24 protein-coding genes and 1 riboswitch are annotated in these 26,547 nt (G+C 38.1%); of the genes, 1 reads left to right on the top strand and 23 read right to left on the bottom strand.

Annotated features, from left to right (window positions below; translation table 11 throughout):
* Positions 1–79: 79 nt before the first annotated feature.
* The 15 genes from glnA to AC3WSO_RS07160 form a co-directional block, all read right to left on the bottom strand.
* Positions 80–1,414 carry a type I glutamate--ammonia ligase gene (glnA, locus tag AC3WSO_RS07230; protein WP_492529925.1) on the bottom strand — a complete coding sequence of 445 codons (1,335 nt, stop codon included), beginning with the start codon at positions 1,412–1,414 and terminating at the stop codon, positions 80–82.
* A gap of 291 nt (positions 1,415–1,705) precedes the next feature.
* Positions 1,706–3,052, bottom strand: a complete 1,347-nt coding sequence (locus AC3WSO_RS07225; protein WP_492529923.1) for a sodium-dependent transporter — start codon at positions 3,050–3,052, stop codon at positions 1,706–1,708.
* 174 nt (positions 3,053–3,226) lie between these two features.
* Entirely contained in the window at positions 3,227–3,814 is a 588-nt protein-coding gene (locus AC3WSO_RS07220) for an ECF transporter S component (RefSeq protein WP_492529922.1), read from the bottom strand.
* A gap of 223 nt (positions 3,815–4,037) precedes the next feature.
* Positions 4,038–4,226: riboswitch (FMN riboswitch) on the bottom strand.
* A gap of 303 nt (positions 4,227–4,529) precedes the next feature.
* A complete protein-coding gene (locus AC3WSO_RS07215) occupies positions 4,530–5,777 on the bottom strand; it encodes an RNA polymerase subunit sigma (protein ID WP_492529920.1) in 1,248 nt (415 codons plus the stop codon).
* A complete protein-coding gene (gene sigX, locus AC3WSO_RS07210) occupies positions 5,777–6,307 on the bottom strand; it encodes an RNA polymerase sigma factor SigX (protein WP_492529918.1) in 531 nt (176 codons plus the stop codon). Before sigX ends, AC3WSO_RS07215 begins: the two co-directional genes overlap by 1 nt.
* Before the next feature lie 289 nt (positions 6,308–6,596).
* Positions 6,597–8,372 carry an ATP-binding protein gene (locus AC3WSO_RS07205; RefSeq protein WP_492529916.1) on the bottom strand — a complete coding sequence of 592 codons (1,776 nt, stop codon included), beginning with the start codon at positions 8,370–8,372 and terminating at the stop codon, positions 6,597–6,599.
* Positions 8,365–9,081: a response regulator transcription factor gene (locus AC3WSO_RS07200; protein ID WP_049668637.1), complete on the bottom strand. Its 717-nt coding sequence runs from the start codon at positions 9,079–9,081 to the stop codon at positions 8,365–8,367. Before AC3WSO_RS07200 ends, AC3WSO_RS07205 begins: the two co-directional genes overlap by 8 nt.
* Positions 9,082–9,239: 158 nt before the next feature.
* Positions 9,240–10,427, bottom strand: a complete 1,188-nt coding sequence (ccsB, locus tag AC3WSO_RS07195; protein ID WP_492529914.1) for a c-type cytochrome biogenesis protein CcsB — start codon at positions 10,425–10,427, stop codon at positions 9,240–9,242.
* A complete protein-coding gene (resB, locus tag AC3WSO_RS07190) occupies positions 10,424–12,097 on the bottom strand; it encodes a cytochrome c biogenesis protein ResB (RefSeq protein WP_492529912.1) in 1,674 nt (557 codons plus the stop codon). The genes ccsB and resB overlap by 4 nt, the downstream gene beginning before the upstream one ends.
* 12 nt (positions 12,098–12,109) lie before the next feature.
* Entirely contained in the window at positions 12,110–12,643 is a 534-nt protein-coding gene (resA, locus tag AC3WSO_RS07185) for a thiol-disulfide oxidoreductase ResA (protein ID WP_492529910.1), read from the bottom strand.
* 353 nt (positions 12,644–12,996) lie between these two features.
* Entirely contained in the window at positions 12,997–13,728 is a 732-nt protein-coding gene (locus AC3WSO_RS07180) for a pseudouridine synthase (protein WP_492529908.1), read from the bottom strand.
* Positions 13,729–14,319: 591 nt separating this feature from the next.
* Positions 14,320–14,904, bottom strand: coding sequence for a hypothetical protein (locus tag AC3WSO_RS07175; RefSeq protein WP_492529906.1), 585 nt, complete (start codon positions 14,902–14,904; stop codon positions 14,320–14,322).
* Positions 14,905–15,095: 191 nt separating this feature from the next.
* Positions 15,096–16,163 carry a D-alanyl-D-alanine carboxypeptidase family protein gene (locus AC3WSO_RS07170; RefSeq protein ID WP_492529904.1) on the bottom strand — a complete coding sequence of 356 codons (1,068 nt, stop codon included), beginning with the start codon at positions 16,161–16,163 and terminating at the stop codon, positions 15,096–15,098.
* Between the two features lie 91 nt (positions 16,164–16,254).
* Positions 16,255–16,848: an SMC-Scp complex subunit ScpB gene (scpB, locus tag AC3WSO_RS07165; protein WP_492534272.1), complete on the bottom strand. Its 594-nt coding sequence runs from the start codon at positions 16,846–16,848 to the stop codon at positions 16,255–16,257.
* The gene (locus AC3WSO_RS07160; RefSeq protein WP_492529902.1) at positions 16,820–17,599 is read right to left on the bottom strand and encodes a segregation/condensation protein A; all 780 of its coding nucleotides are present in this window, start codon (positions 17,597–17,599) and stop codon (positions 16,820–16,822) included. Before AC3WSO_RS07160 ends, scpB begins: the two co-directional genes overlap by 29 nt.
* A 55-nt stretch (positions 17,600–17,654) precedes the next feature.
* Here AC3WSO_RS07160 and AC3WSO_RS07155 point away from each other — a divergent pair, with 55 nt between their 5' ends.
* Complete coding sequence (locus AC3WSO_RS07155) at positions 17,655–18,161, top strand: DUF309 domain-containing protein (protein WP_492529900.1); 507 nt, start codon at positions 17,655–17,657, stop codon at positions 18,159–18,161.
* On the opposite strand, the gene AC3WSO_RS07150 is transcribed toward AC3WSO_RS07155, so the two are convergent.
* The 8 genes from AC3WSO_RS07150 to deoB form a co-directional block, all read right to left on the bottom strand.
* Positions 18,155–18,529: a GNAT family N-acetyltransferase gene (locus tag AC3WSO_RS07150; RefSeq protein ID WP_492529898.1), complete on the bottom strand. Its 375-nt coding sequence runs from the start codon at positions 18,527–18,529 to the stop codon at positions 18,155–18,157. The two genes, AC3WSO_RS07155 and AC3WSO_RS07150, sit on opposite strands and share 7 nt — an antisense overlap.
* 199 nt (positions 18,530–18,728) lie before the next feature.
* Complete coding sequence (gene lysA, locus AC3WSO_RS07145; protein WP_492534270.1) at positions 18,729–20,048, bottom strand: diaminopimelate decarboxylase; 1,320 nt, start codon at positions 20,046–20,048, stop codon at positions 18,729–18,731.
* A 236-nt stretch (positions 20,049–20,284) separates the two neighbouring features.
* On the bottom strand, positions 20,285–21,733 hold the full coding sequence (locus AC3WSO_RS07140) for a spore germination protein (protein WP_492529896.1): 1,449 nt from the start codon (positions 21,731–21,733) through the stop codon (positions 20,285–20,287).
* Between the two features lie 15 nt (positions 21,734–21,748).
* Complete coding sequence (sigF, locus tag AC3WSO_RS07135) at positions 21,749–22,492, bottom strand: RNA polymerase sporulation sigma factor SigF (RefSeq protein WP_206700774.1); 744 nt, start codon at positions 22,490–22,492, stop codon at positions 21,749–21,751.
* A 58-nt stretch (positions 22,493–22,550) separates the two neighbouring features.
* Positions 22,551–22,991, bottom strand: a complete 441-nt coding sequence (spoIIAB, locus tag AC3WSO_RS07130) for an anti-sigma F factor (protein ID WP_492529894.1) — start codon at positions 22,989–22,991, stop codon at positions 22,551–22,553.
* Positions 22,984–23,337 carry an anti-sigma F factor antagonist gene (gene spoIIAA / locus AC3WSO_RS07125; RefSeq protein WP_249075721.1) on the bottom strand — a complete coding sequence of 118 codons (354 nt, stop codon included), beginning with the start codon at positions 23,335–23,337 and terminating at the stop codon, positions 22,984–22,986. Before spoIIAA ends, spoIIAB begins: the two co-directional genes overlap by 8 nt.
* 713 nt (positions 23,338–24,050) lie before the next feature.
* Positions 24,051–25,301, bottom strand: coding sequence for a thymidine phosphorylase (locus AC3WSO_RS07120; protein ID WP_492529891.1), 1,251 nt, complete (start codon positions 25,299–25,301; stop codon positions 24,051–24,053).
* A 14-nt stretch (positions 25,302–25,315) separates the two neighbouring features.
* The gene (gene deoB / locus AC3WSO_RS07115) at positions 25,316–26,497 is read right to left on the bottom strand and encodes a phosphopentomutase (RefSeq protein WP_386829340.1); all 1,182 of its coding nucleotides are present in this window, start codon (positions 26,495–26,497) and stop codon (positions 25,316–25,318) included.
* Positions 26,498–26,547: the final 50 nt, after the last annotated feature.

Here is a 26,547-nt window from a genome sequence, read left to right as displayed (position 1 = left end):
AATCTAATAGGTTCAATTCAATTATCCTTTTTTAAATCAAAAAAGAAGCGTTGGAGCCCCAAAGCCCCAACCCTCCCGTCTAATACATTCTTAAATATTCTTCCCGCTCCCAGTTATGGACACGTGTGCGGTATTTATTCCATTCTATTTCTTTTGCAGCAGTGAATTTTTCAAAGATATGGTCTCCAAGTGCTTCGCGTACGATATGATCCATTTCTAGTTCAAGGAGTGCGTATTCCAAAGAAGATGGAAGACTATCGATACCATTTAATTCACGTTCAGCTCGTGACATTTTATAAATATTTTGATCTACAGCATCAGGGGGTGTGAGATTTTTGCGAATTCCATCGAGCCCTGCTGCTAAAATAACAGCCATTGCTAAATAAGGATTTGCTGCTGGATCGACAGAACGAAGCTCGATACGTGTTGATAATCCTCGTGCAGCCGGAATTCGAATAAGTGGTGAACGATTTTGCGCAGACCATGCCACATAGCAAGGAGCCTCATAGCCAGGTACTAGTCGTTTATAGGAATTAACAAGAGGGTTTGTGACAGCTGTAAAACCATGTACATGGTTTAGTATTCCTGCCATAAAGCTACGTGCTGTTTCGCTTAATTGCAATTCTGCATCTTCATCATAAAACGCATTTTTATCCCCTTCAAATAAGGATAAGTTGAAGTGCATCCCAGAACCATTAACACCAAATAGTGGCTTTGGCATAAAAGTTGCGTGCAGTCCATGCTGTGCAGCTATCGTTTTTACAACAAGCTTAAACGTTTGAATATTATCACATGCTTCGACAGCATTGGCATATTTAAAGTCGATTTCATGTTGACCAGGTGCAACCTCATGATGAGATGCCTCAATTTCAAAGCCCATTTCTTCTAGCTCTAATACGATATCACGTCGACAGTTCTCCCCTAAGTCAGTTGGGGCTAAATCGAAGTAACCGCCACTATCATTTAACTCAAGCGTTGGATGCCCTTTTTCATCTAGCTTAAATAAGAAAAATTCCGGTTCTGGTCCTAAATTAAATGAACTAAAGCCTAACTCTTCCATCTCCTTTAAAACCTTCTTCAGATTGGAACGTGGGTCCCCTTCAAACGGTGTACCATCTGGTCTAACAATATCACAAATGACACGTGCCACTTTGCCTTTCTCTGCCGTCCACGGAAAAATGACGAATGTATCACGGTCAGGACACAAGTACATATCTGATTCTTCAATACGTACAAATCCTTCAATCGATGAGCCATCAAACATAATTTTATTGTCCAACGCTTTTTCTAATTGACTAACTGGTACTTCAACGTTTTTGATCGTTCCTAATATATCAGTAAATTGTAGGCGAATAAATTTCACATTTTCTTCCTTAACACGACGTTTAATATCTTCTTTTGTATAATGTTTCATTCTCCACCACTCCAATGTTATTTTAATTCACATAATTATTTTACAACTGCTTTTAAAATACATCAAAAGGATAAAAAACACAATATCTATGTAAGGTTTTATTACATACATTTTCTCGAATATACTTATCGTTTTTTCAGATATATAGAGTTATCCCCTCTTACTACAACCACCGACAGCAACACATGTTTTCTGTGCGAAAGCGTAGTGCTAACCTAGCGACGGTAACAAGCGTTGTTGCCCACCAAAAAAGTAGGTTGCATCCCTTAAATGGAACGCAACCTACTACCATTAGTATTGCAATAGCATATTTACAAACACAACAATAATCACAAGAGGCACTACTACTAGCATCAATAGACGATAAGTTGAATAGAACCCTTGCCCAAATTTGCTTCCTATTAATAATTCCTTCTTCACAAATTCTTTATCAACTACATATGCAATAAAGATAGCAATCAATAAGTTACCCATCGGAAGCATTAAATTAGAAACTAAAAAGTCAGTTGCATCAAAAATTGTTTTTCCAAAGATTGATACATCCGCTAATGTACTTGATGAAAGCGCTGCAGGAATCGCCGCAATAAAGACTACTACACCTAGTAGCATTGTCAACGCTGAACGTGACATACGCCCTTTCTCAATAAATGCCGCTACGATAATTTCATATAAACTGAAGGAAGAAGTTAGCGTTGCGAATAAAAATAATAATAAAAACATCGCTAAAAATAGTTCACCAAATGGCATTTGACTAAATGCTGTTGGCAAAACCATAAATAATAAGCCTGGACCAGATGCTGGTTCTAAATCAAAAGCAAATACAACAGGGAAAATGGCTAATCCTGCAAAAAACGATACAAGCACCGTGAGAAGAACAACAGAGCCCGCAGAATTCGGTAAGCTTACATCCTTCTTTAAATATGAGCTGTACGTCACAAGACAAGAAAACCCTACTGCTAAGCCAAAGAAGGACTGTCCTAACGCTTCTAATATAGCCTTACCAGTCATATTAGAAAAGTCAGGCCACAAGAAGAATTTAACTCCCTCCATTGCCCCATCTAATGTTAAAGCCCGTAAAACAAGCACAATAAACATAATAAATAAAAAAGGCATCATCCACTTATTAGCCTTCTCTATACCATTTTGCACACCAAGTGAAATGACTAGTACATTTACTAGCGTAAACAACCCTAAACCTAGTAGTGTAATCCAAGGTGTCCCTACAATTTCCCCAAATAGTTTACTTGGATCATTAGCAGGATTAATAACAGCCCCAGTCACACCTAGGCCACTATATATAAAAATCCAACCTCCCACAACACTGTAAAAAGTTAACAATAAAAAACAACCAAGTACACCCATACGACCAATCCAAGCCCAGCCTGTTTTCGTCGGTGTAATTTTTTTATATGCTGTCACAGCCTCAGACTGTGTACCACGACCTAAAATATACTCTGATAATAACATCGGCAAACCAATCAACAATGTAAATAGAACAAAAATAAGGAAAAATGCTCCCCCACCACTTTGTCCAGTAACATACGGCAACTTCCATATTGCCCCTAGCCCGATTGCAGCTCCCGCTGATGCTAAAATAAAGCCTAGTTTACTAGACCACTGACTCTTTTTTTCACTCATCTCTTCAAACTCCTCTAACATTCTAAACTCTTCCTTATTTTACATGAAAATAGTAATCTAGACTAGATTATTTCTACTTGTTACTTTCGCACAATAATATCCAGCATATCCATCATTCTCTCTTCCCAATATAAAAAAAACCTCAAGCACTTAACAGCTCGAGGTCTCACCATATTATTTTGTTATATACATAGAGCGCTGTTGATGAATCCATTTGCGCATTGTTGTAAATAGTAATGCCATGATAAACGTTATTAAAATACCCTTAATAATGTTAAATGGCAAAATACCAGCTACGATCATTTTATATAGTGAATCACCTACGACAGGCTCCATCCCTAAAAAGTAAGTGTACATAGGTAAAAATACTGCATAGTTAAGAATGCTCATTCCCACTGCCATTATGATTGTACCTGCAGCTAAACCTCCGACAAGACCTTTAACTGTTTTGGCGCGATTAAAAACAAAGCTAACTGGTAAAATAAATAAAATACCTGTTACAAAGTTCGCAATATGACCTACCGGTACACCTGTTGGCGTACCTGAGAAAATCCAGTCCAACACATTTTTAAAGAATTCTACTAAAACACCAGCTACAGGTCCCATTGTGATCGCCGCAAGCAATGCAGGCATATCACTGAAGTCTACTTCCAAAAACGCTGGAAATGGCGGAATAGGGAAATTAAAAAGCATTAACAAAAACGAAATACTGCTCAGCATGCCAATCGTAATAAACGACTGAAGTTTAACATTTTTCTTCATAGTAAACTCTCTCCTCTTTGCTGATTCAATCTCGCAAGAAGAAAGGTTACGACCTCATCAATTCTTATTATGAAAAAACCCTTATGCAAAATAAGCATAAGGGAGAATAGGCATGATTAAAGAAACGCCATTAATTAACTATTGTTGAGCTTACGCTGTGTAAAGCCACAACGAAAAAACGCTCGTACATAGCTAAATTCATAACAATGAATGACGATCGCACCTCCATCTTCTCCCATCCAGACTTTAACTGTCGGCCTTGGAATTACACCAAGTCAGCCATGCAAAAAAAATTATTTGCACAGGTCGCGGGCTGAAGAGTTTTAGTAAATTATTCGAGCTAATGAAAGACATTAGCATTTACAACTCTATTACCGCCGGTCGGGATTTTCACCCTGCCCCGAAGATGAATCAATATTTTTTTGTTTCATAGCCTTACTATAATGAATTATGAAGGAAAAGTAAATAGCTTTGCTTAAAAAATTCCGATTAAACTTGTATGTTTTACAAACACCCGCAATAGTCCTATCTTTAACAGATAAGGGTTTGCTTCAGCCCCGTTGATTATTATTCTTCATCAATCGGGCTATTGCCAGCCATTGATCTCCTTTTAACCTCTGATAAACTAACAAGAGCATTCACGCACGTACAGCGGCGAGAATGCTCCAAAAAATTCACTTATAAAGTTGCGTTCAGTTTTTTGTTGTTTCACCATTTATGGCATATATCGTTTATTGGCTCCTACAGGCTTTGGTAAGAAATTTTTCAAATCAAATCCTTCCCAACTCTCCTGTACAACATTGTCTAAGCGTACTTGTTGATCAAAGCTTGCAGCAGTGAGCATCATAGCTTCAATTAATTGAGTTGCACGAACTGCATCCATAGTTGTTAAATCAAGCGGTTCATCAAACGTAACAATAACGCCTTCTGCTACCTCTTTCACAGTGTATTTTATATTTTCCGGTAAGACAGGAACGTATGCATCATCATTATTATTTTGCATAACAGAAAGAGCTTCTGTTACAGTAGAAAAAGTTTTACGAGAATCAGGTGATAAGTATTCAGTCCCATTTTCATCTCTATATAAATAATAATTAAAATGATTTGAGCTTGTTAATGCCATAGGCTTACTTGGCTTGGCACCATCAGGATTTTCGAACTCAATATCTTTATACTCTGTGTCTGAAAATGTATCCTGTAATGTCCCTAAATATTCGTCTGTATCTACAGAAGCGACATCATAGCCATTTTTCTTCGGCAATACATGAACTAGTTTATCGCCCTTCTCCTTCAATTTTCCTTCATATGGATGAAAGTCAGTAAACCCTTTTGCTTCCTCATCAATTTGTGGCGCATACTTTTCATACATTTGTAATGTTGTAGGCTTTTTCTTCCCAAAATCAGTAGCCACTCGTTCATTTGGAATGATATACGTCATTGGTATGCTTTTCTTATCACGATTGGCCAAACCAATATGAAACACTACTGCATCTGTTAAATCTTCCTCATAAACAGATGATCGCAGAGGCATCCTCCGCCAATGTTCTGCGGCTATATTAGACTCCATATTATTATCCTGCATAGAGCTTTTTGCTGCACGATCTTCCTGCATTGTTGAATATTGAGAAGTTTCAGGAGCATTCGCCTGATCTATTTTTGTATCATGATTATTCATGAACAAAGAGCCTGTAAGTACTGTTAAAGCGAAGACAGCTGCAACACTCATAAAGATTGGCCATTTACGACGTTCTTTCTTTATTGTCTGTTCCGTACTGTATTCCTCTTGTAATGTTATTTCATCATCAATTGGTTGTTGTATAGCTTGAAGATGGACAGAATCCTGTAAGCGAGCATCTGCCAATAATCGATTTATTATTTCTTCTTTCGAACGGCGGTCAGAAAGCTTAGGGGCATTATTCAATATATGTTCCAGTTGGTCATCATCGAATGGATTATGTGTCATTACTGTTTCGCCTCCCGTTCCCTAACCTGTTGTAGCTGTTGCTTTAAAAATTTTATAGCGCGATGTTGCGTGGTTTTTACCTTCGCTTCTGTCCAATCTAATATTTGTGCTGTTTCTGCAATCGATAACTCTTGAAAGTAGCGCATAATAATGACCATTTTTTGGTCACCTGTACAGTGTTCAAGCGCGGATTGAATTTGCATAAATTCATCATTTGCCTGCAGCACATCTTCGGGTAATGGTGCGGTTGAATGCAACTGTTCCGTTTCCCAATCAAAAAAATCAAGTGAATGTTTTTGGCGTACAGCCTGCTTTCTAAAATGATCAATAGCGACATTTTTAGCAATCGCAAAAAGCCATGTCTTTTCACTGCTATTGCCTGCAAACTTATCATATGAGCGCAATACGCGAACATAAACCTCATGTGCTAAATCCTCAGCAAGTGTACGGTTTTTTACTAAATAAATAAGAAACTGGAACACGTCTTGATGATATGCATCGTATAATCGATGGAACACTGAGTCTTTCAAAAGCACTCCACCCCCGTTCTAATTATATTTGTCGTTTAAAGATTCACAGAAGTTGCATCCAATTAATACCAATTCATCAATGATACCAAGGCATAATTGAGTCAAAAATAGGCTTTAGGCCAACGTGATGTAACAATCAGACGTGTATTGCCGTCACTTCGCTTTCGCACAGATAAATTACCACAGGACGTGGCGTTCTTTGACTAAGTTCTCTATGGATGTTTTAACACCCGCTGAAAAGCAACTTAAATCTTCTTTCGTTTGGTGAAAGCAGATAATAGCGATGCTTTTAATCAAATGGTAAATAAAACGTGAAGATAGTCCCCTCTTTCAGCACACTGTCTACCATAATATTGCCTGAATGTGCCTTGACAATATTTCTAGCAATAGCTAAACCTAGGCCAGTTCCGCCTTTAGAACGCGTACGTGCTTTATCCGCTTTATAGAAACGTTCAAAAACATATGGCAGGTCCTCTTGTGGAATACCATGTCCTGTATCCTGGACAGATATTTTGGCAAAGGTCGGCTCTTGCTCAACCTTCACGGATACTGATCCTTCATCTGTATGTCGAAGAGCATTATCGACTAAATTCGTTAATACTTGTTCAATCCGATCCTCATCTATACTAATCGTAACATCTTCATTAAACTCACTGTCAAATATTAGTCGAACATGTTTCTCTTTTGCAACTTGTGCAAATTTTTGTGTAATACGTTCAAATGTTGAATTAATCGGAAGCTCATCTTTGTAAAGCGTCATATGCCCCGATTCCATACGAGCAAGGTCTAATAAATCTGTCACGAGACGTCCCATACGCTTCGATTCATCATAAATAATTTTTGTAATCTCATTTCTTTCTTCTTGATCTTGAATAAAATCATCATCCATTAATGCCTCTGAATAACCTTGGAGCATCGAAATCGGCGTCCGTAGCTCATGAGATACATTGGCAATAAAGTCTGAACGCAGTTTTTCTAAGCGATGCTGCTCAGTCATATCACGAATAACTGCAACCGCTCCACGTATCGATTCCTCACTATAAAGAGGGCTAATCGTAAACGTATAGTAATTTCCGTCCATCTCAATTTCTTCTTCCAGCTTATCCTCAAACATCAGTACATGATCAAGCATATGATAAAGTTCTGGCGGAATTGGCTTAGCACTTTGTGAGCCTTTATTGACGAACCATTTTTGCATTAAACGGTCCGCTGGTGGATTACTTAATAATATTGTACGATCACGATTAAACGTAATAACTGCATCTGTCATCGATGTTAAAATATTTGAAAGCTGTTCATTTTCTTGATTGATCACTTCTAGATTGTGTTTCAATTGACGTCCCATTTGATTGAAGGCAACTGCAAGCTGGCCAATTTCATCATTTTGCGTAGTTGGCATTTTCGCTTCAAAATTCCCTTTAGAAATTTCAAACGCCAACTCACGCATTTTACGTAATGGAGACGTAATACGTGACGAAAGGAAAAACGCAAAAAACGTCGTCAGCACAAAGGCAATGAAAGCAGATAAAAAGACAATTTTCGTCGTCTCTTTCGATGTTTTATGCAATGCATCTGGACTTTGATAAATAAATACAGCCCCGTGGACTGTATTTTCTACATTTAACGGGAAACCTAGTACAACATAAGATTCCATTTTTTCTTCGTCTGTGGAAGACGGCATCATCATTTCCTTAATAATCGGTTTATCTGATTGAAAAACTTCATGAAACGATTTATTGGCTAAAATCATATCCTGAATTTCTATTTTATTGACACCTTCCTGCATTGCAAAAGAGACTCTATCATGGTTAATAGCAATAAGTGCATTTGTACTTTCAGGTAAAATATCTTTTAATAATTCAGAAGTCGATTCTGCTGTTTCATTATCATCCACTATACTTGCAATCGTTGCAGCAGTTTGACGCAAGGAGCTTTCCGCTTGTTGCATATGGTAATTTTGAAGAAACTCAAGCATTAAAACCGTGAAAACAAATAATACAAATGAAACGAGAAGCAATATGGTTACCCATAGCTTCCCGACAACACTATTCCATATTCTATTCATTGACAACCTCAAATTTGTAGCCAACGCCCCATACAGTAACAATCATCTTTGCAGCGTTTTCTGAAACACGGTTGAGCTTTTCACGTAAACGTTTTACATGTGTATCAACTGTACGTAAGTCACCAAAGAAATCATAATGCCAAACTTCTTTTAGTAATTGTTCACGGTCAAATACTTTGTCTGGTGATTTTGCTAAGAAATAAAGTAATTCATACTCTTTAGGTGTTAAATTCACTTCAATGCCTTCTGCTGTTACGCGGTGTGCATCATGATCAATCATTAGATGTTGAAACACAACTAAATCTTTTGAAGAAGAAGCATTTGTCGAAGGTGAGAATGCTTGTGAACGGCGTAATATAGCCTTCACACGCAACACAACTTCACGAGGACTAAACGGTTTTACAATATAATCATCTGCTCCAAGCTCAAAGCCTTGTACACGATTCGCTTCCTCGCCTTTTGCAGTTAATAAAATAATTGGTGTTGCAGCTCGTTCACGGATTTCCGCACAAACTTCAAGCCCGTCTTTTTCAGGCATCATAATATCAAGTAAAATACAGTGATACTCTTTTTCTAAAGATTTTTCGATCGCTTGTTCACCATTTTCTGCTTCGTCAACAAGGTATCCTTCTCGCTCTAAATACATTTTTAATAAGCGTCGAATACGGTCCTCGTCATCTACTACTAATACTGAAATATTTTCTGACACTTTCACGATCCCTCTCTTCTAATCTTTCTCTACCTTCTATTGTACATCGTACGACACATATTGAAAAGAAAAGAAAAGAAAGCCTTCTTGCCACAGCAAGAAGGCTCTTCTTTCTAATACTAGCGACGTTAAAAATTTATTTGCTCAAGTTAATCAATTTAAGCTGAAGCGTATGAATGTAAACCTGCAAGAATCAAGTTAACAGCAATTAAGTTAAATAAGATTATTCCAAAACCAATTAATGCTAACCATGCAGATTTTTCACCTTCCCAGCCCTTTGATAAACGTAAGTGTAGGAATGCTGCATAGAATAACCATGTAATAAGCGCCCACACTTCCTTCGGATCCCATCCCCAGAAACGACTCCACGCAAGTTGTGCCCAAATCATTGCAAAGATAAGAGCTCCTAACGTAAATACTGGGAAGCCAATTATTACTGAACGATAACCAATTTCATCAACTAATTGTAAATTTACTCGTTTGACAAAAGGTTGGAAAATCGCACTAATTCGACGTCTTGCAATTAATCGAATTAATAAGTATAAAATAGATCCTACCAATAATGACCAAACAACTGTAGTTAATTTCTTCGCATTAATGAGCGCAGGCATTTCTACTAACGGAGACATGCCATGTTCTTCCACTGCCTTATATTCATTCATACCAAATAGTGGGGGCATGTTGTAGTCAATTTGACGTTCTTTTCCTTCTTTATCTAAATAAGAATATGTTGAATCGTAATCCATCATATTAAAAACTGATGTAGCAACTACGAAACCAACCACTACCACAAGGAAGAACATTACCGCTTCTAACCAGAAACGTTGTTTAGAAGGCTTCTTTAAATCAACTACTTTTAATAAATAAATTAGTCCTGCTACCGCACTAATCGCTAAAATTGATTGACCTAAAGCAGCTGTAATAACATGAATTGTTAACCAGTAACTTTGTAAAGACGGCACTAAAGGACTAACTTCACTCGGGAACATCGACGCATAGGCAATTATTAATAACGCCACAGGCAATGCTACTAATCCTAAAGCTGTCACTCGATAAATAAAATAAATCAATACGAATGCACCAACAATGAACATTCCGAACGCAGTCGTAAATTCAAACATATTACTAACAGGTGCATGTCCTGAATAAACCCAACGAGTAATAAAATAACCAAGTTGCGAAAGTAAACCAATAATTGTTACAACAATTGCCACCTTGCCCCATTTATCGGTATTTTTCCCCGTTGCATTCGATTGCTTTATCGAACCACCAAACAATAAAGTTGCAACTAGGTAGGCTATGAATGCTACAAATAATAGGTTTCCGCTTATGTCAATCAAACTCATAAGGTGCTGTCACCTTCCTTTTCTTTAGTGCCTGGCTTTGCGGATTTGTTGTCATCTTCAGGCTTATCCAACTGATCTTTATATGGTGGGAGACCAGCAAACGTAGTGACTGTATCTAAATCCTTTTTCATACTAAACATATTTTTATTCACATGAGCAGCCATCAACACTCGACCATCCGGATCCACCTGTAACCATAAACGTCGATGATTCCAATATGAGCCAATTACTACACCAATCATGAAAATAACGCCACCAACAAATAAAATTGGTATCGTACTATCTTTACGAATTGTAAAGTTTGATGAATTACGCATCTCTGCCCCTGCGAATTTCATTCTATATTTATTTTCACCAAGTGGTTCAAGTGGTGGCTTTCTGATTTCTACAAAGCTTACTTCACCTTTTGGCGTTTCAGGTGTTGTCATTCTAAATAAAAATGCCGGATTATTTGGTATTGATGTTTTCGTCTGTGGCTCTCCATTTTCAAAACCATCAAAATCTGGCGTATAAACAAGAATTTGCACTGAGGAACCATTTCCTAAATCATATTCTTTTTTAGGATTCGTTAAATCAATTTCAATTTGACCTTGTGATTCTTCAGAAGCTTTATTCACTAAATTAAAATTCATCTGTCTCAATTCATTAAGACGATAATTCATTTGATACAACGCAAAACCGTTTTCTTTTAACGGATGATTAACACGAATTGAGTAATCTCTCAATTTTTCAAGATTGTCTGAATCTCCTGGAAGAGCTCCCTCAGGTTGTTTGTATAATGTTATATCCGTTTGATAGTTCTTCGCCATAACATTTACACCTTGGCTCGCTTCCCCGCCCTGTTGCTTTTCATCATGGGTTTCCAAAATAAATTTATTGTTTTTAATAAAATAACCATCCATACCTGGTATAGCTCGTGTTTCACCTTCACGAATCCAGATTGTCTCATCCACATAAAAACCAGGTACTAAGCGCAACATAACACCTGTTAAAAAAATAATGAGACCGACATGATTTATGTATGGGCCGTATCGAGCAAAGCGGCCGCGCTCTGCTAGCAGTGCACTTCCATCACGACGAACACGATATTTTAATTCGGACATTTTTTGTTCAACTTTATCAAGCGTTTCATCAGCGTTTGGCACTTGTCCTTCCGCAATGATCCGTTGGCGTTTCATGAAACTTTCATGGCGTTTAACACGTTGATTTTTGAGAGACTTATGCAATGGTAACCCACGGTCTAAGCTCGCAACAATAATCGATATCGCAAGCATACCTACTAAAATTTGGAACCACCAAGTGTTGTATAAATGAGAAAGTCCTAAATTATTATAGAGTTTGCCTAATACACCATACACTTTTTCATAGTACTCTGCTTTGCTAGGCTCCGGGGCATTAACATATATCGCTTGCGGTAGAATTGTTCCGATTGACGCTGCGACCAACGTTATAATAATGAGGGCAATCCCCACTTTTACACTCGAGAAGAAATTCCAAATTTTATCAACAAATGTTGTATTATACGTTTTTGAACGAATTGCCGTTCCATCGTAACGCATATCAACAACTTTTGTCTGTTTACCTTCCTCAGTTAAAGGACGACCACATTTCTCACAAAGCTTCGTACCATATGGGTTACTATGACCACAAGCACAAATGATGTTTTCCATAGTCATTACTCCTTATTTTGGCTTCACTAATTCCATGTACGAAGCAATTTTTGCCTCCGTCATTTCACCAGTAACGATTTTGGCTACTTTACCATCTGGATCAATAAGGAGAGTTGCAGGTAAATTACCTACATTGTAGGCAGTCATAACGCTTTTCGTTTTGTCAATAACTACTGGGAACGTTAACTCATATCTATCGACAAAATTCTGTACTTCAAAATCTGTTTGGGCAATATTGACCGCTAATGTTTGGACACCCTGATCTTTAAAAACTTTATACTGACGATCCATTGCAGGCATTTCCTTTTCACAAGGCTTACACCAAGTTCCCCAGAAGTTCAAAAATACGCCCTGCCCCTTATAATCAGACAGTTTATGTTTCTCACCGTTTAAATCTACTAACGTGAAGTCTGGTGCTTTAGAGCCTACTGCTAATAACTCTACTTTATCTTTTGTCGCTGTTCCGTATACCGTGTAACCAATTGCAAAAACTAAGACTGCCAAAATAATGGTACGAATGACGAGACGTTTTTTCTTTTTCTCCAAGTTAATAAACCCCCTATCAATTTCGGCTTAGAATAATCCCTATTGACGCTAAGCTTTTCCACCAAACATTCATATGTATAGATTTTACCGTCTAATTTACACCACTTATTATGTTTGTCAAATTTTATATTTGTCATTCACTTGTGCGTCAAACACCCTCTGATAATTTGTGGAACCGATTTCATCAGGATGAAAACTAATTTAGGTGTACTATTCTCACCTATTATAGCAAAAGGAAACACAAACGCTTAGCTAATAATTATGAATGATTTATGAACGATTTCACTAATAAGAAAGTGAATACGTTACTATTACACATAGAAGTATTTCACTTTCTCTTAGTAATTGCTCATTTATCCGATCTTTCCTGTCTCCGCTAACACTCGCAATTGCTTCACTTCATGCTTTGATAGTTCACGATATTCCCCTGGCGCTAGTCCGAATAAATCTAAAAAGGCAAAGCGCTCACGTTTTAGTTTAACAACAGGAGTACCTATTGCCTCGAACATGCGACGTACTTGACGATTTCGCCCTTCGTGGATCGTTATTTCACAGATTGCTTTACCTGCTTTTTCATCAAATGAAGTCATACTAACCATTGCTGGAGCTGTTTTACCATCTTCTAGCTTGATTCCACGTTGAAGCTTTTTTAAACCCTCAATCGTCGGAACACCTTTAACACGTGCAATATATGTTTTGTCAATTTTAAACTTCGGATGTGTCAGCATATAAGAAAATTCACCATCATTTGTTAATAACAATAAGCCCGATGTATCGTAGTCGAGACGACCAACTGGGAAAATTCGTTGTGGGATATGCTTAAACAAATCTGTGACAGTTTTACGTCCTTTGTCGTCTGTTACAGCTGATATCGTTCCACGTGGTTTATATAACAAGTAATAAACCTTATCCTCTTTCTCAAGCTTCACGCCTTCTACTTCAATCGTATCTGAGTTTGACACTTTTGTACCTAACTCACGCACTACGACTCCGTTCACTTTTACTTTACCTTCTACAATTAATTGTTCTGCCTTACGTCTAGACGCCACACCAGCATACGCAATAACCTTTTGTAATCTTTCCATTCTTTCACCTCTAATTTTCATTCACCTTGGTTTTAGACACCAAAATATAAACCTCATTCGTATAATATGAATAAGGTTATTTTTCCCGCTAATCTGTGAAAATTATGTCATACTTTTATGCATTATTAAAGAAAAACTAATTACGCAAAAGTAATTAGATTATTTGAAATAATTTTCATCAACTAGTTTCTGGATAATTTGCACTTAAATTTTAAGGTTCCTCAGCATAGCGTAGGTTGATTTTCGTTCCGACCGGGTGCTTTCCTAGATGTGACCGGAATTTGAATTGTCCCCAGGACTGCATGACGGAGCGACACGATGTCGGTCATTTTAGTAATGCCACAGGACGTAGCATTCTTACACTGAGTTCCTCTATTTTTATAGGTGTCTGTCCCCCCCATTGAAAGAAAACTACGTTCAAAGGTGGGAGAAATCTGCAGAATGAAGAAAATAGCAATAAGTTTTAAGAAATGTCATCCTAACTTTTGGCGTATTCTATTTTTAACCAACCCTTCCCATTCAATTTGCTATCAGCTTTGAAATCTTTATAAAACATAAAAGCTACCCAATTTGGACAGCTTTTCATAATTTCTAGGCTTCACTATATTTATTTTCGATTCTAAGCCCATAGGTACTTAATTCTTTATTAATAAATTGCTTCGCGCTTGATAGCTTTCCAGATAAAGATAGTTCAATTATTGAACCATCTTGTAATGAGAAAATCAGTTTTTCTGGTACACTCACACCATTCTTTTCTACAATAGTCTGTTCAACCTTCACAATATCTTCCCAGCTTATATAATCTTCTTGCAAACTAAAAAAATGATTCATATGAAGTCCTTTTGTATCAATGAATTGATAGTTATTAATACATAAAAATATTAACGCGCCAGCAATTATAAACGATGTTCCCACGAGTCCGCGTTGAATAATCTTCCTTTTTTTTGTTTTAGGTATCACTAAAAAATTGACTAATAACGTGAACGCTAACATGATCATTACTACCATCAATATAATATAAGCTTTAAAAAATGGATCGAAAAAATAGGATCCCTTAGGTCGAAAGAGCAATTCTTGAACAGGATATAAGAAAATAACGGGAGCGATAAAGCTTGACAAGAATAAAATTATTATGCCCCCTATTTGATACTGTCTACTGTTTGATTTAGTAATCATAAATACTTCTCCCTCTCCAATGATACTTAAAAATTCAGAATATTAAATCAAAACCACCCAAATTTATTTTACCTGATTATTTCACATTTGTTAAATAAATCAAAATATTTTCAAATGCTACCGTAATATAACTTAAAGGTACTGGCATTGACACACTAATGTTATCTCATAAAAAAATCAGCGTATCGCTTTTAACGATCCGCTGATTCAACTTTTACTGGCACTGCATAAATACGCTCTTCACCGATAAAGATGGATAGTACACCTTCCATTCGTTTTCTAGAAACATGTAATACTTGCCTTACACTTTCTTTTTCTTCTTTATTTAATTGCAAACGAATCGGTTGCTCTAAGCGAATAGATAGGTTTTTATTAACTTTATATTTACCTTTCTTCACTACTGTCTCAAGGTTGTAATCTCCCCAAACCTTGTTGGCAAAACTCCGATGCATATTCCAATCATCGGATTCATTCAATGTGACAACAATACACGTTTGCCCGTCCTTTTGGAAGGCAGTTGCAAGTGTCCGCCCAGCTACCTTTGTAAAACCTGTTTTCCCGGCAAATGCTGAACCTTTTGCTGTTTTTAATGCACTAACAGGTTGTGTCTCATCGTCTATTTCGATAGCAACCCCAGATCCTTCTCGTATTAAACGGTGCTTATTTTCCCATAACATCCCGTTTTCAGTATTAGCACGATATAGCACTGTGGAGGCAATCTTCTTGAAAGTTTTATTTTGAAGAGCTATTCTCAACATTTCAGCAGTATCTCTCGCTGACGATAAATGCTCATCATGATGCAAGCCAGACGGGTTCATAAATACTGTATTTGTGAGGCCCGCAACAACAGCCCGTTCATTCATTAACTTTACAAACCCTTCCACCGATCCTCCAACATGCTCTGCTAAAGCTGTTGCAGCATCATTTCCTGATCGTAGCATCAAACCATATAACAGTGTTTCTACCGTTACTTTTTCTCCTGCCTGCAAGTATATAGACGAGCCCTCAGATGTTGAAGCCTTTGGTGAAATAACCACTTCATCTTGAAGATTGCTATTTTCAATAACAACGAGCGCTGTCCACATTTTTGTTAAGCTTGCAATAGGTAAACGGGCATCACTATTAGATTCATATAAAACACGACCCGTATCACCATCTAAGACAGCATATCCGCTACCACCTCGAGCCAAACTGGTTTGTGGAAGCATTAACATTACCACGACTATCATGAACAATATTAAGCGTACTAACCGATGCAACGAGCCACTCCTTATTAAAAGTAATAGGAAAATATAGATTATATTTATGTTTCAAGCTAAGCTTTATACCTTTAATTCATTTCGAACTTATTTACTTTACTCCGCTAAATGTTTCTTGGAATTTAGTCATAAATAAATCTGTTTCTTGCTCTGCTTCAACTAGCTCATCTTCAGGTAAAGACGGCATTTCTTCTATACTATTTAAACCGAAGTAGTTTAAGAATTCTTTCGTTGTACCATATAAGATTGCACGTCCTGTCCCTTCTGAGCGACCCACTTCCTTAATTAACCCCCTAGAAGCGAGAGTTTGTATTGGTCTTTCACATTTCACACCACGCAAATCTTCAATTGTTACACGTGTAATTGGTTGTTTGTATGCCACGATCGCCAATACTTCAAGTGAAGCTTGAGATAATGATTGAGCAGTTGGATTTTCTACTAATCTTTGTATCGTATCTGCTAGTTCAGGTTTTGTGATAAGCTGATAAACGCCAGCTATTTCTTTTACCGTTATACCTCTAGATCCATCGTCTTCATATGCCGTTTTCAGTGCTTCCATTGTCTCTACGACTAACTCTTCCGGTTCTACTAAAAGTTGTGATAATTGTTTAATGGTTAAGCCATCGTCACCAACAACAAATAATAAGGATTCTATTTTACTCTGTAGCATCATTGTTTTCGTCATCATCCCATTCCTCCTTCTGTAATGTAACTGTTAATTCTTCAAAGTTACCATCTTGCTCTACGATGATTACCTGACGTTTCATCAATTCAAGAATAGATAAAAACGTCAGAATAAGGGTTGGCTTATCTTCATAGGGAAATAGCTCAAAAAATGATGCACGTCCACCTGTAAATCGTAATGAATCGACAACCGAACGCATTTGATCTTTCACAGAGCGTTCCTGTCTTGCCACAGTTGTCTTTAGTGGTTTTTTTAATTTTTTTCGACGCATTAGTTTTTGAAAGGCTCCAAGCATGTCATAGATGTTGACGTTCAAATCAAATAACGCCATTTGCTCATCTGAGGCTAATCCAGATAAATCTGCTGGTGGCCGTGTAAATACCTGTGCCCGATCTGTTTCAAGCTCTTGCAGGCTACTTGCTGCTTCTTTATATTTCTTATACTCTATTAAACGTAGCACCAGTTCTTCACGAGGGTCTGGACCGTCAACTTCTAATTCAGCTTCGTCAAGCTCACCTTCATGGATTGGCAAAAGCATACGACTTTTAATAGCCAATAATGTTGCTGCCATCACTAAATATTCACTAGCCTCATTTAACTCCAGTACTTGCATAGCATGTATATGGTCGATATATTGTTGAGTAATTTCAGCCATTGGAATATCATAAATATCAATTTCCAATCTGTTAATTAAATGTAATAATAAATCAAGAGGCCCTGAAAAGGCTTCTAATTTCACTTCATAAGACATTGTTTTACCACCCTGAGATTATATGTTCTTTTAGTATAGTAGAAAGGAGTCTAAAATGCATCCACAGCACCATACTTTATTTATCGACTACTGTTCTTTTTTCAATGGTAATCACGATTTTTTTGAATGCCATGAAGTCCTTGAAGAATACTGGAAAGATATTGCTCCTGGTGATAAAAAGCACCCACTCGTTGGATACGTACAGCTTGCAACCGGTTTATATCATTGGCGACGTAACAATTATATTGGCGCTGCGCGAATATTAGAAAAAGCACTCAAAAATTTCCAATATAATAAGGGGCATTTATTTTTTGATGAAATCGACTACGAAATACTACTAACTCAACTAGCAGATGCACTTTCTGCTACCCAGAAGAGCAAGTCCTTTCAAGCATTTTCGCTTCCTCTTTCACCTACATTGGAGGAATTAGTATTTGCTCGCATGAAGCTTTTACCATCAAGTAGCTCTAACTATCTTCTTCATAAACATATGCTTCGAGATCGCTCACATATTCTTGCAGAGCGTCAAGAAAGCAAACAAAGAAAAAGCAGACGTCAATGATCGTCTGCTTCTCCATCGATACAATTTATACATTTGTGAACAATATTACGTGTTTCCTCCGTTGCAAGCACACTTTCATACTGACCAAGTTCTGCCACTTCCTGTAGCATTTCCTTCGCAACGCCTTCACCTCTATATGAAGGGACAACGGAAACATGTTGAATCGTAGCTATATTATCACTGTTTGTTACAAGTCCAACAATGCCAACATACTCATCGTTCTTTTTCCATAAATATAAAACCCAATTATTATCATTTTCATAGGAGTGGATTGTCTCTTTGAGCTTTTTTATGTCTTTTTCGTTAGGCATAAACGAGAGTAGCCCCATTGCTATTTTCTCGAAAGCTTTCTTATATCGAATTAACATATTTGTCTATTCCCTCATTTTCTAGCTGTACATAATCTTTGACTATCCTACACGATTTGTACTTTTACCGCAAGTCCATTTCTGTCTTACGAACCAGGTCCGAGAATACCTTTAGACGCCAATACCCAATAGACAACGCCCCACAACAAAATAAAAGTTGAAATGGACGCTAGTAATACCCATTTGTTTTTCCTCATATTTACTCACCCTTTTTTAACGTTAGCGGGAGATCGTTCTGTACAATATCTTCATAACTTTCGCGTCGAATTGCTAATTGATGTTTGCCATCTTCTACAAATACAACTGCTGGTCGTGGCACACGATTGTAGTTACTCGCCATAGAATATCCATACGCACCAGTACAGAAGATTGCTAGCACATCACCAGAAGCAGCTTCTTGAAGCTTAGCATCAATAATTAATTTATCACCTGATTCACAAAGTTTACCAGCCACTGTATATGTTTCACTTTTCGATTCCTCTGCTTTACTCGCAATGATCGCTTCGTACTTCGCATCATATAAAGCCGGACGGATATTATCACTCATACCACCATCGACAGCAATATATTTACGAACATTAGGTACTGTTTTTTGTGAACCAATTGTATAAAGAGATGTTCCTGCATCCCCTACAAGTGATCGCCCAGGTTCAATCCAAATTTCTGGCATCGTTAGACCAAGTACAGTAGCTTTAGTCTTTACAACTGTAATCATATCCTCTACATATACTTGTGGCTCAAGCGGTTCATCTTCCTCAGTATAACGAATTCCGAAGCCCCCACCTAAGTTTAACACAGTACACGTAAAATCGTGAGTCTTGTTCCAATCCGAAATTTTATCAATTAGTTTTTCTCCTGCTAAGCCAAATCCCGCTGTGTCAAAAATTTGAGAGCCAATATGGCAGTGTAATCCTAGAAGCTCTAGATATCCATGCTTAAAAGTTTGTTGGAAGGCTTCATCTGCTTGACCATTATTTAAGTCGAAGCCAAATTTTGAATCCGCTTGACCTGTCGTAATGAAATCATGCGTATGTGCCTCCACACCTGGTGTGACACGTAGTAAAATACGCATTTTTTGCTGACGGCGCTCTGAGATTTCTTGTAAAAGTTGAATTTCATAGAAGTTATCCACGACAATACAACCAATTTTTGATTCAAATGCTAATTCAAGTTCAGCAATGCTTTTATTATTACCGTGGAAATGAATGCGCTCCGGAGGGAATCCAGCTTTTAAAGCTGTAAATAATTCTCCACCAGAGACAACATCTAAAGATAGATTTTCTTTTGCCGCTAATTGGTACACAGCTACACATGCAAATGCTTTTGAAGCATAAGCTACTTCTGCTTTTACACCTAGTTTTTTAAACGTATCTATAAAGCCGCGCGCACGCTTACGAATAAGTGCTGTATCATACACAAATAAAGGTGTACCATACTCTTTTACAAGCTCTATTGTATCTACCTGTCCAATCGTTAAATGACCATCTTCAGAAATCGCTTGTGTTCCATATAAATGCATGTGCATCTCTCCCTTTTCACATCGTTCCATCATGTGATACATTGCACCTCATTTTAGAAAGATTTCAGGCAATTTAGCCTATAATCCTTATTTAGAGGGATATTACTTCATTCAACAAGCTGCCACATATGTTTTAACACGTGGTGAAGCTTTTGATGAATGGAGACAATTTTCACAAAAATCACAAAATACTATATGTGAACTTTATCACATGAAAAAAACGAGTGCAACGGCTTCTATGATCTTTTTCGCTGTTGGGAGTCGACAACATATGGCCTCAATGCATCAGCTGTCATCGGGAAACGAACAAGTACGCGAAGCATCGCATTTGGGAAGAACGGAATAAGTGGCCATAAATATGGCGCTTGCATCGGACGTAATGAACATAAATACGTAAATATTATGAAGATCCCAATAAATAACCCATTAACTCCCCAAATTCCAGTCATTATTAACAACACTAGTCTAAAGAGTTTAATGGAAATACCCAGCTCATAAGACGGAATAATAAATGTCAGAATAGCTGAGACGGCTGTATATAACACTACCTCTGGTGTAAATACCCCAACATCAATAGCAATTTGACCAATAATTACACCTGCAACCAACCCCATCGCAGTGGATAATGGTGATGGGGTATGAATGGCGGCCATCCTCAAAAACTCTATCCCAATATCACCAATAAGTACTTGTAGCAAAAGTGGGATATGCGATTTTTCCTTAGCACCTAAAAAGGATAGCCCATCTGGTAAAAATACCCCGTGCGTTGCACATAAATACCATAATGGCAATAATAATAAACCCATAATCGCTCCGAAATAGCGCATAAAACGGACAAAGGTTCCGACTGTTGGTGCTTGTCTATACTCCTCAGCATGTTGCAACAAATGAAAAGCAGTTGCAGGTACAAGTATGACAGAAGGTGACGTATCGACAATAATGGCTATATGGCCTTCAAGTAAATGTGCTGCGGTAATATCAGGTCGTTCCGTATAACGTACAAAAGGAACTGGATGAAACTTCTGTTTAAAGAGCCATTCTTCTAGTGATTTATCCGTCATAGTTAAACCATCATGATGAATTTGTGCAATGCGCTGTCGCAATTTATCGAGCGTTTCATCATTCGCAATACCTTTTATAAACGCTAGAGCGACATCGGTTTGACCGATTTCGGATATTTTATGTAGCTCGAAACGTAAATTACTATTGCGAATTCGTCGACGAATCAAAGCAGTATTTTGTGAAATACCTTCAACAAAACCGTCCCTAGATCCTCGAATTACCTTTTCATTGTCAGGCTCCTCCGGGGAACGTCCTGGATAACTTCGTATCTCTGCAACAAAACCGTAACCACTTTTAGTTATAAAGACTACTTGTCCACTTAATATCGCTAATAAAATGGCTTCACGCTTTGTTTCCTCTGAACGACCTTGGTAATTGAAATAGGCTTCAAAATACTCCTTTTCATCCTCAATATCAACGTCCTCATCAGGCAACATATTAGTGAGTAATTGCGTTAACACAACTCCATCCACGAGTCCGGTTACATATGCGCAAAGAACCGGCAAATCTTTGACAAACAGATGCTTTATACTTACGTCAAATGATTCGCCGTCTCCAAACTGTTCTTTAAGAAAATCTTCGGCTTCTTCTAAGCTGCTAAATAGTTTATCTTTACCTGTCATGCTGTCACCATTTTCTTAAATGTCTTTTTTTACTTCTTCCTCTTCAACTGTGGCACTTGTGGCCATCCAAGTTTTCAATTGAGCGAGAATTTTTTTCTCTAATCTTGATACTTGAACTTGTGATATACCTAGCCTATTGGCAATTTCAGTTTGGGTACAATCTGAGAAATATCGTAAATAAATAATGGATTGCTCTCTAGGCTCAAGCCTTGTAAGCACCTCTTTTAGTGGAATATAGTCAAATGGCTGCTCAGATTTTTCGTCCTTCATCTGATCCATTAATGTAATAGAATCCCCTTCACTCTCATACAATTGTTCATGCAAGGAAGCCGGATCTCTCAATGCATCTGAAGCTGTTACAATTTCCTCAGTTGTTACACCAAGAACCTGCGCTAATTCATGAATGGTTGGTGGATGCTCATTATTTTTAATAAATTCATCAGTTGCATGACGAATTTTAAAATTAAGCTCACGAATAGAACGGCTAACCTTCACCATTCCATCATCCCTTAGAAAGCGCTGAATTTCTCCGATGATCATTGGTACAGCATATGTCGAAAATTTAACATCATACGTTAGATCAAATTTATCCACAGACTTCATAAGCCCGATGCAGCCAATTTGAAACAAATCCTCGAGCTCCACGCCTCTGCTTGTAAAGCGTTGGACAATAGACCACACAAGCCTCGTATTCCCTTCAATCATTCGTTTACGAGCCTCATGATCGCCCTGTTGTGCACGCGCAATTAAATCTCGCATTTCTCCCTGTGACAATAGCTTATCGGACGACTGTTCTAGCGGCTTCACAATCGTAGCCTCACATTACCGGTGTGCGAACCGAGTAAAATTTCTTCGTAAAAGTGACAGTTGTACCTTCTTGCCACTTGGACATGACTGTCAACTGATCTGAAAAACTATCCATAATAGTAAAGCCCATACCCGAACGTTCCATCTCACTTTTCGTCGTAAACAACGGCTCCATTGCCCGACTTACATCCTCTATACCTAACCCTTTATCCATAACAGACACCGTTACAATATCATCCTCACGCTTTGCATGAACTGTAACAACGCCCTTACCATTCTCTTCATAACCGTGAATAATGGCATTAGAAACGGCCTCTGAAACAACCGTTTTAAATTCGGATAGCTCATCAATAGTTGGATCTAATTGTGCTATAAAGCCGGTCACAGCTACACGCGCTAAGGCTTCATTTTCACTAATTGCTAAAAAAGTTAATGTCATTTCGTTATCCATTTACAATCCCCCTAACTCGATCAATCGCTTCTTCTTCTGTTGCATCCATCATCCACGGCCCTAAACCTGAAAATTGAAATACTTTTCGCATTGTCGGCGATGGATTCAATAATATCGTCCGCCCAGCGACTGCCTCTAACTCACGCATCCGCCCAAGCACTAAACCTACACCTGAACTATCCATAAAAGAAAGCCCCTCTAAATTCCAAATAATAGTCGTTACAGTACCTTGAAAAATTGCTGTAGAAATTTTAGCTCGAATTTGCTCTACTGCATGATGATCGAGCTCCCCAAATAAACGTATAACCACTGTCTCTCTTGTTACCATCTCTAACTGAAAATGCATGAACATCGCCTCCTCCTCGTGCAATTCCACATTCAATGTGGTGATTCCTTGCGGCTGACAGAACTAGTGCAAAGTCTTCCGAAATAGTGGCAAATCGACATACTTATAGCTTTTTAGGTTAATTGCAGTATGGGATAAATCAACATTTTTTAAACATAGCTGACACTTTTCACAAGAATTATTATTATGTTAGAGGCGTGAGTAGAACTTTGGTGATAGGGGTGGGTTGTCGGGGGGGTAGCGGTTCTATCCACGTTTTGGTGGTTCTATCCACGACTTTGACTGTTCTATCCACGTTTTGGCGGTTCTATCCACGTCTTTGACCGTTCTATCCACGTTTTGACCGTTCTATCCACGTCTTTGACCGTTCTATCCACGTTTTGGCTTTTCTTCCGTTGTTCCGACTTCGTTCCGTCGCTTCGGCCCTTATTTCCGTCGCTTCTGCTTTCCGTTCCGTCGCTTTGGCCGTTCTATCCAAGACTTTAGCTATACTATCCACGACTTTGACCGCTCTATTCACAACTTCAGCTTTTCTTCCGCCCCTTCAATTCTCTTTTCCGTCACTTTGGCTTTTCGTTCCGTCGCCTGGACTCTTCTTCCCGTAGCTTCAGCCCTTCTTTCCGCCACTCTAACTCTCCATTCCACCCCTTCGCTTTTCAGAACAAAAAAGCGAGAATCCTCTTTTATTAAAGAGAATTCTCGCTTCGTAGTATTTATGCAATTGTATAAGCATTCTGTACTTTTTCGATTGTTTCCTCATCAATTTGACCATTTGAATATAAATAAGCAATCGTTTCGCCAGCACGAACTCGGTCGCCTTTTTTGGCAATTAATTGGATACCAGCATCATAATCAAGCTCTGATTCCTTCGTTAATCGGCCTGCACCAAGACCAACGCTAGCTTCTCCGATTAATAGTGCGTTAATCGTCCCTACAGTACCTTCAGCAGATGTTTTAACAGCTACTTTATTTGCTGTGTCTTTTTGTAGGATATCTGCTAAATCGCCACCCTGTGCTACGATAAATTCCTTGAATTTTGCAGCGGCTGACCCATCTTCTAATACGCGTTTTACGGCTGCTGTTGCTTCAGCCTCATTCACTCCAGCTGCAACTTGGTACATCAGCGAAGAGATAATAATACATTCTTCAAGTAGATCCTCATGTGTTTCATCCATACGTCCACTTAATAAAGCAACTGCTTCTACTACTTCAAGCTTATTGCCAATCATTTTACCTAGTGGATTATCCATATCACTAATATGCGCGACTACTTTACGTCCTAGCTTTTCACCAATTGCAGTCATCGTATCAGCTAATACTTGTGCTTCTTCTTCTGTTTTCATAAATGCACCTGAGCCACATTTAACATCCAGTACAATGCCGTCTGCACCACTTGCTATTTTCTTACTCATGATAGAAGCAGCAATAAGTGGAGTTGAATCGACAGTACCTGTCACATCTCGCAATGCATACAATTTTTTGTCGGCTGGTACAAGGTTGCCTGTTTGACCAGCAACTGCAATTTTATGTTTATTGACATTATCGATAAATTCTTGTGATGAAAGCTCTGTTTTAAAGCCACGAATCGATTCTAATTTATCGATTGTCCCACCTGTAATGCCTAGACCCTTACCACTGAATTTTGCCACAGGGATATCAAGTGCAGCAATGATTGGAGTAACAATTAGGGTAACTTTATCGCCTACACCGCCAGTTGAATGCTTATCAATTTTAAAACCTTCAATAGATGATAAATCAATAACATCTCCAGATTCTATCATTGCTTTTGTTAAATAAAATGTTTCATCATATGTCATGCCCAATAAACGGATTGCCATTAGTAGGGAACTTGCTTGATAGTCAGGGATTGCACCAGTAGTGTAACCCTCTACAAAATACTGTATTTCAGCCTGCGATAGCTCTTTGCCTTGCTTTTTCTTTTCAAACAGCTGTGCCATATTCATATCTATAATCCCCCTTACTTCAGATCATTTAAGAAGCTTTTACCAAACTTTGGTGCTTCTACTTTGAAGTTTTCTGCAACTGTCGCTGCGATATCTGCAAAAGTTTCACGAAGTGCTAGCTCACTACCACCATTAAAGCGTGGTGAGTAAACAATTAACGGTACATATTCACGTGTATGGTCTGTCCCTGGGAATGTTGGGTCATTTCCATGGTCCGCCGTAATGATTAGTAGATCATCTTCTGTCATTACCTCAGTAATTTCTGGTAAACGTGCATCAAATTCTTGTAGTGCGTTACCATAGCCTATAGGGTCACGACGATGCCCAAAATTCGCATCAAAGTCTACTAAGTTTAAGAAGCTTATACCATGGAAATCACGACGTACTACCTCTGCAAATTTATCCATACCATCCGTATTATTTTTCGTACGTACTGCATCAGTAACGCCTTCACCGTTGAAAATATCAGAAATTTTCCCGATTGCGATAACGTCTAAACCTGCATCCTGTAAGACATTCATCGTTGTACGACCAAATGGTTTTAACGCATAGTCATGACGATTAGAAGTACGCGCGAAGTTTCCTGGTGTACCGATAAATGGACGAGCAATAACACGACCAACTAAATATTCTGGTTGTAATGTTAACTCACGAGCAATTTCACAAATTTTATATAATTCCTCTAATGGAATAATTTCCTCATGTGCAGCAATTTGCAAAACAGGGTCAGCAGATGTATAGACAATAATTGCTCCTGTCTCCATATGCTCCTTGCCAAAGTCCTCGATTACTTGTGTTCCGCTTGCAGGTTGATTGCAAAGAACTTTGCGGCCTGTACGTTTTTCAAGCTCTGCAATAAGCTCAGCTGGGAAGCCTTCCGGATATACCTTAAACGGTTTATCGATATTTAACCCCATGATTTCCCAGTGTCCTGTCATCGTATCTTTACCAACAGATGCTTCTTGCATTTTTCCGTAGAATGCTTTTGGTTTGTCAGTAGCTTGTATACCTTGTAATGGTTCAATATTTGCTAAGCCGAAAGACTCCATATGTGGCATTGTAAGCCCATTCATTTTTTCAGCGATATGTCCAAGAGTATGTGAACCTACATCTCCAAAATTTGCTGCGTCTGGAGCTTCACCAATTCCAACTGAGTCCAATACAACTACATGGATTTTCTTAAATGGTTTATTCATAATTTTGCCTCCTACTCTCATATCTCTATTTTACCAAAAAAGCTCGAAAA

It is taken from the genome of Lysinibacillus sp. EB106-09-02-XG168 (assembly GCF_058791475.1).
The sequence above is the reverse complement of the archived record's forward strand: the minus strand, read 5'-3'. Positions and strand labels throughout refer to the sequence as shown.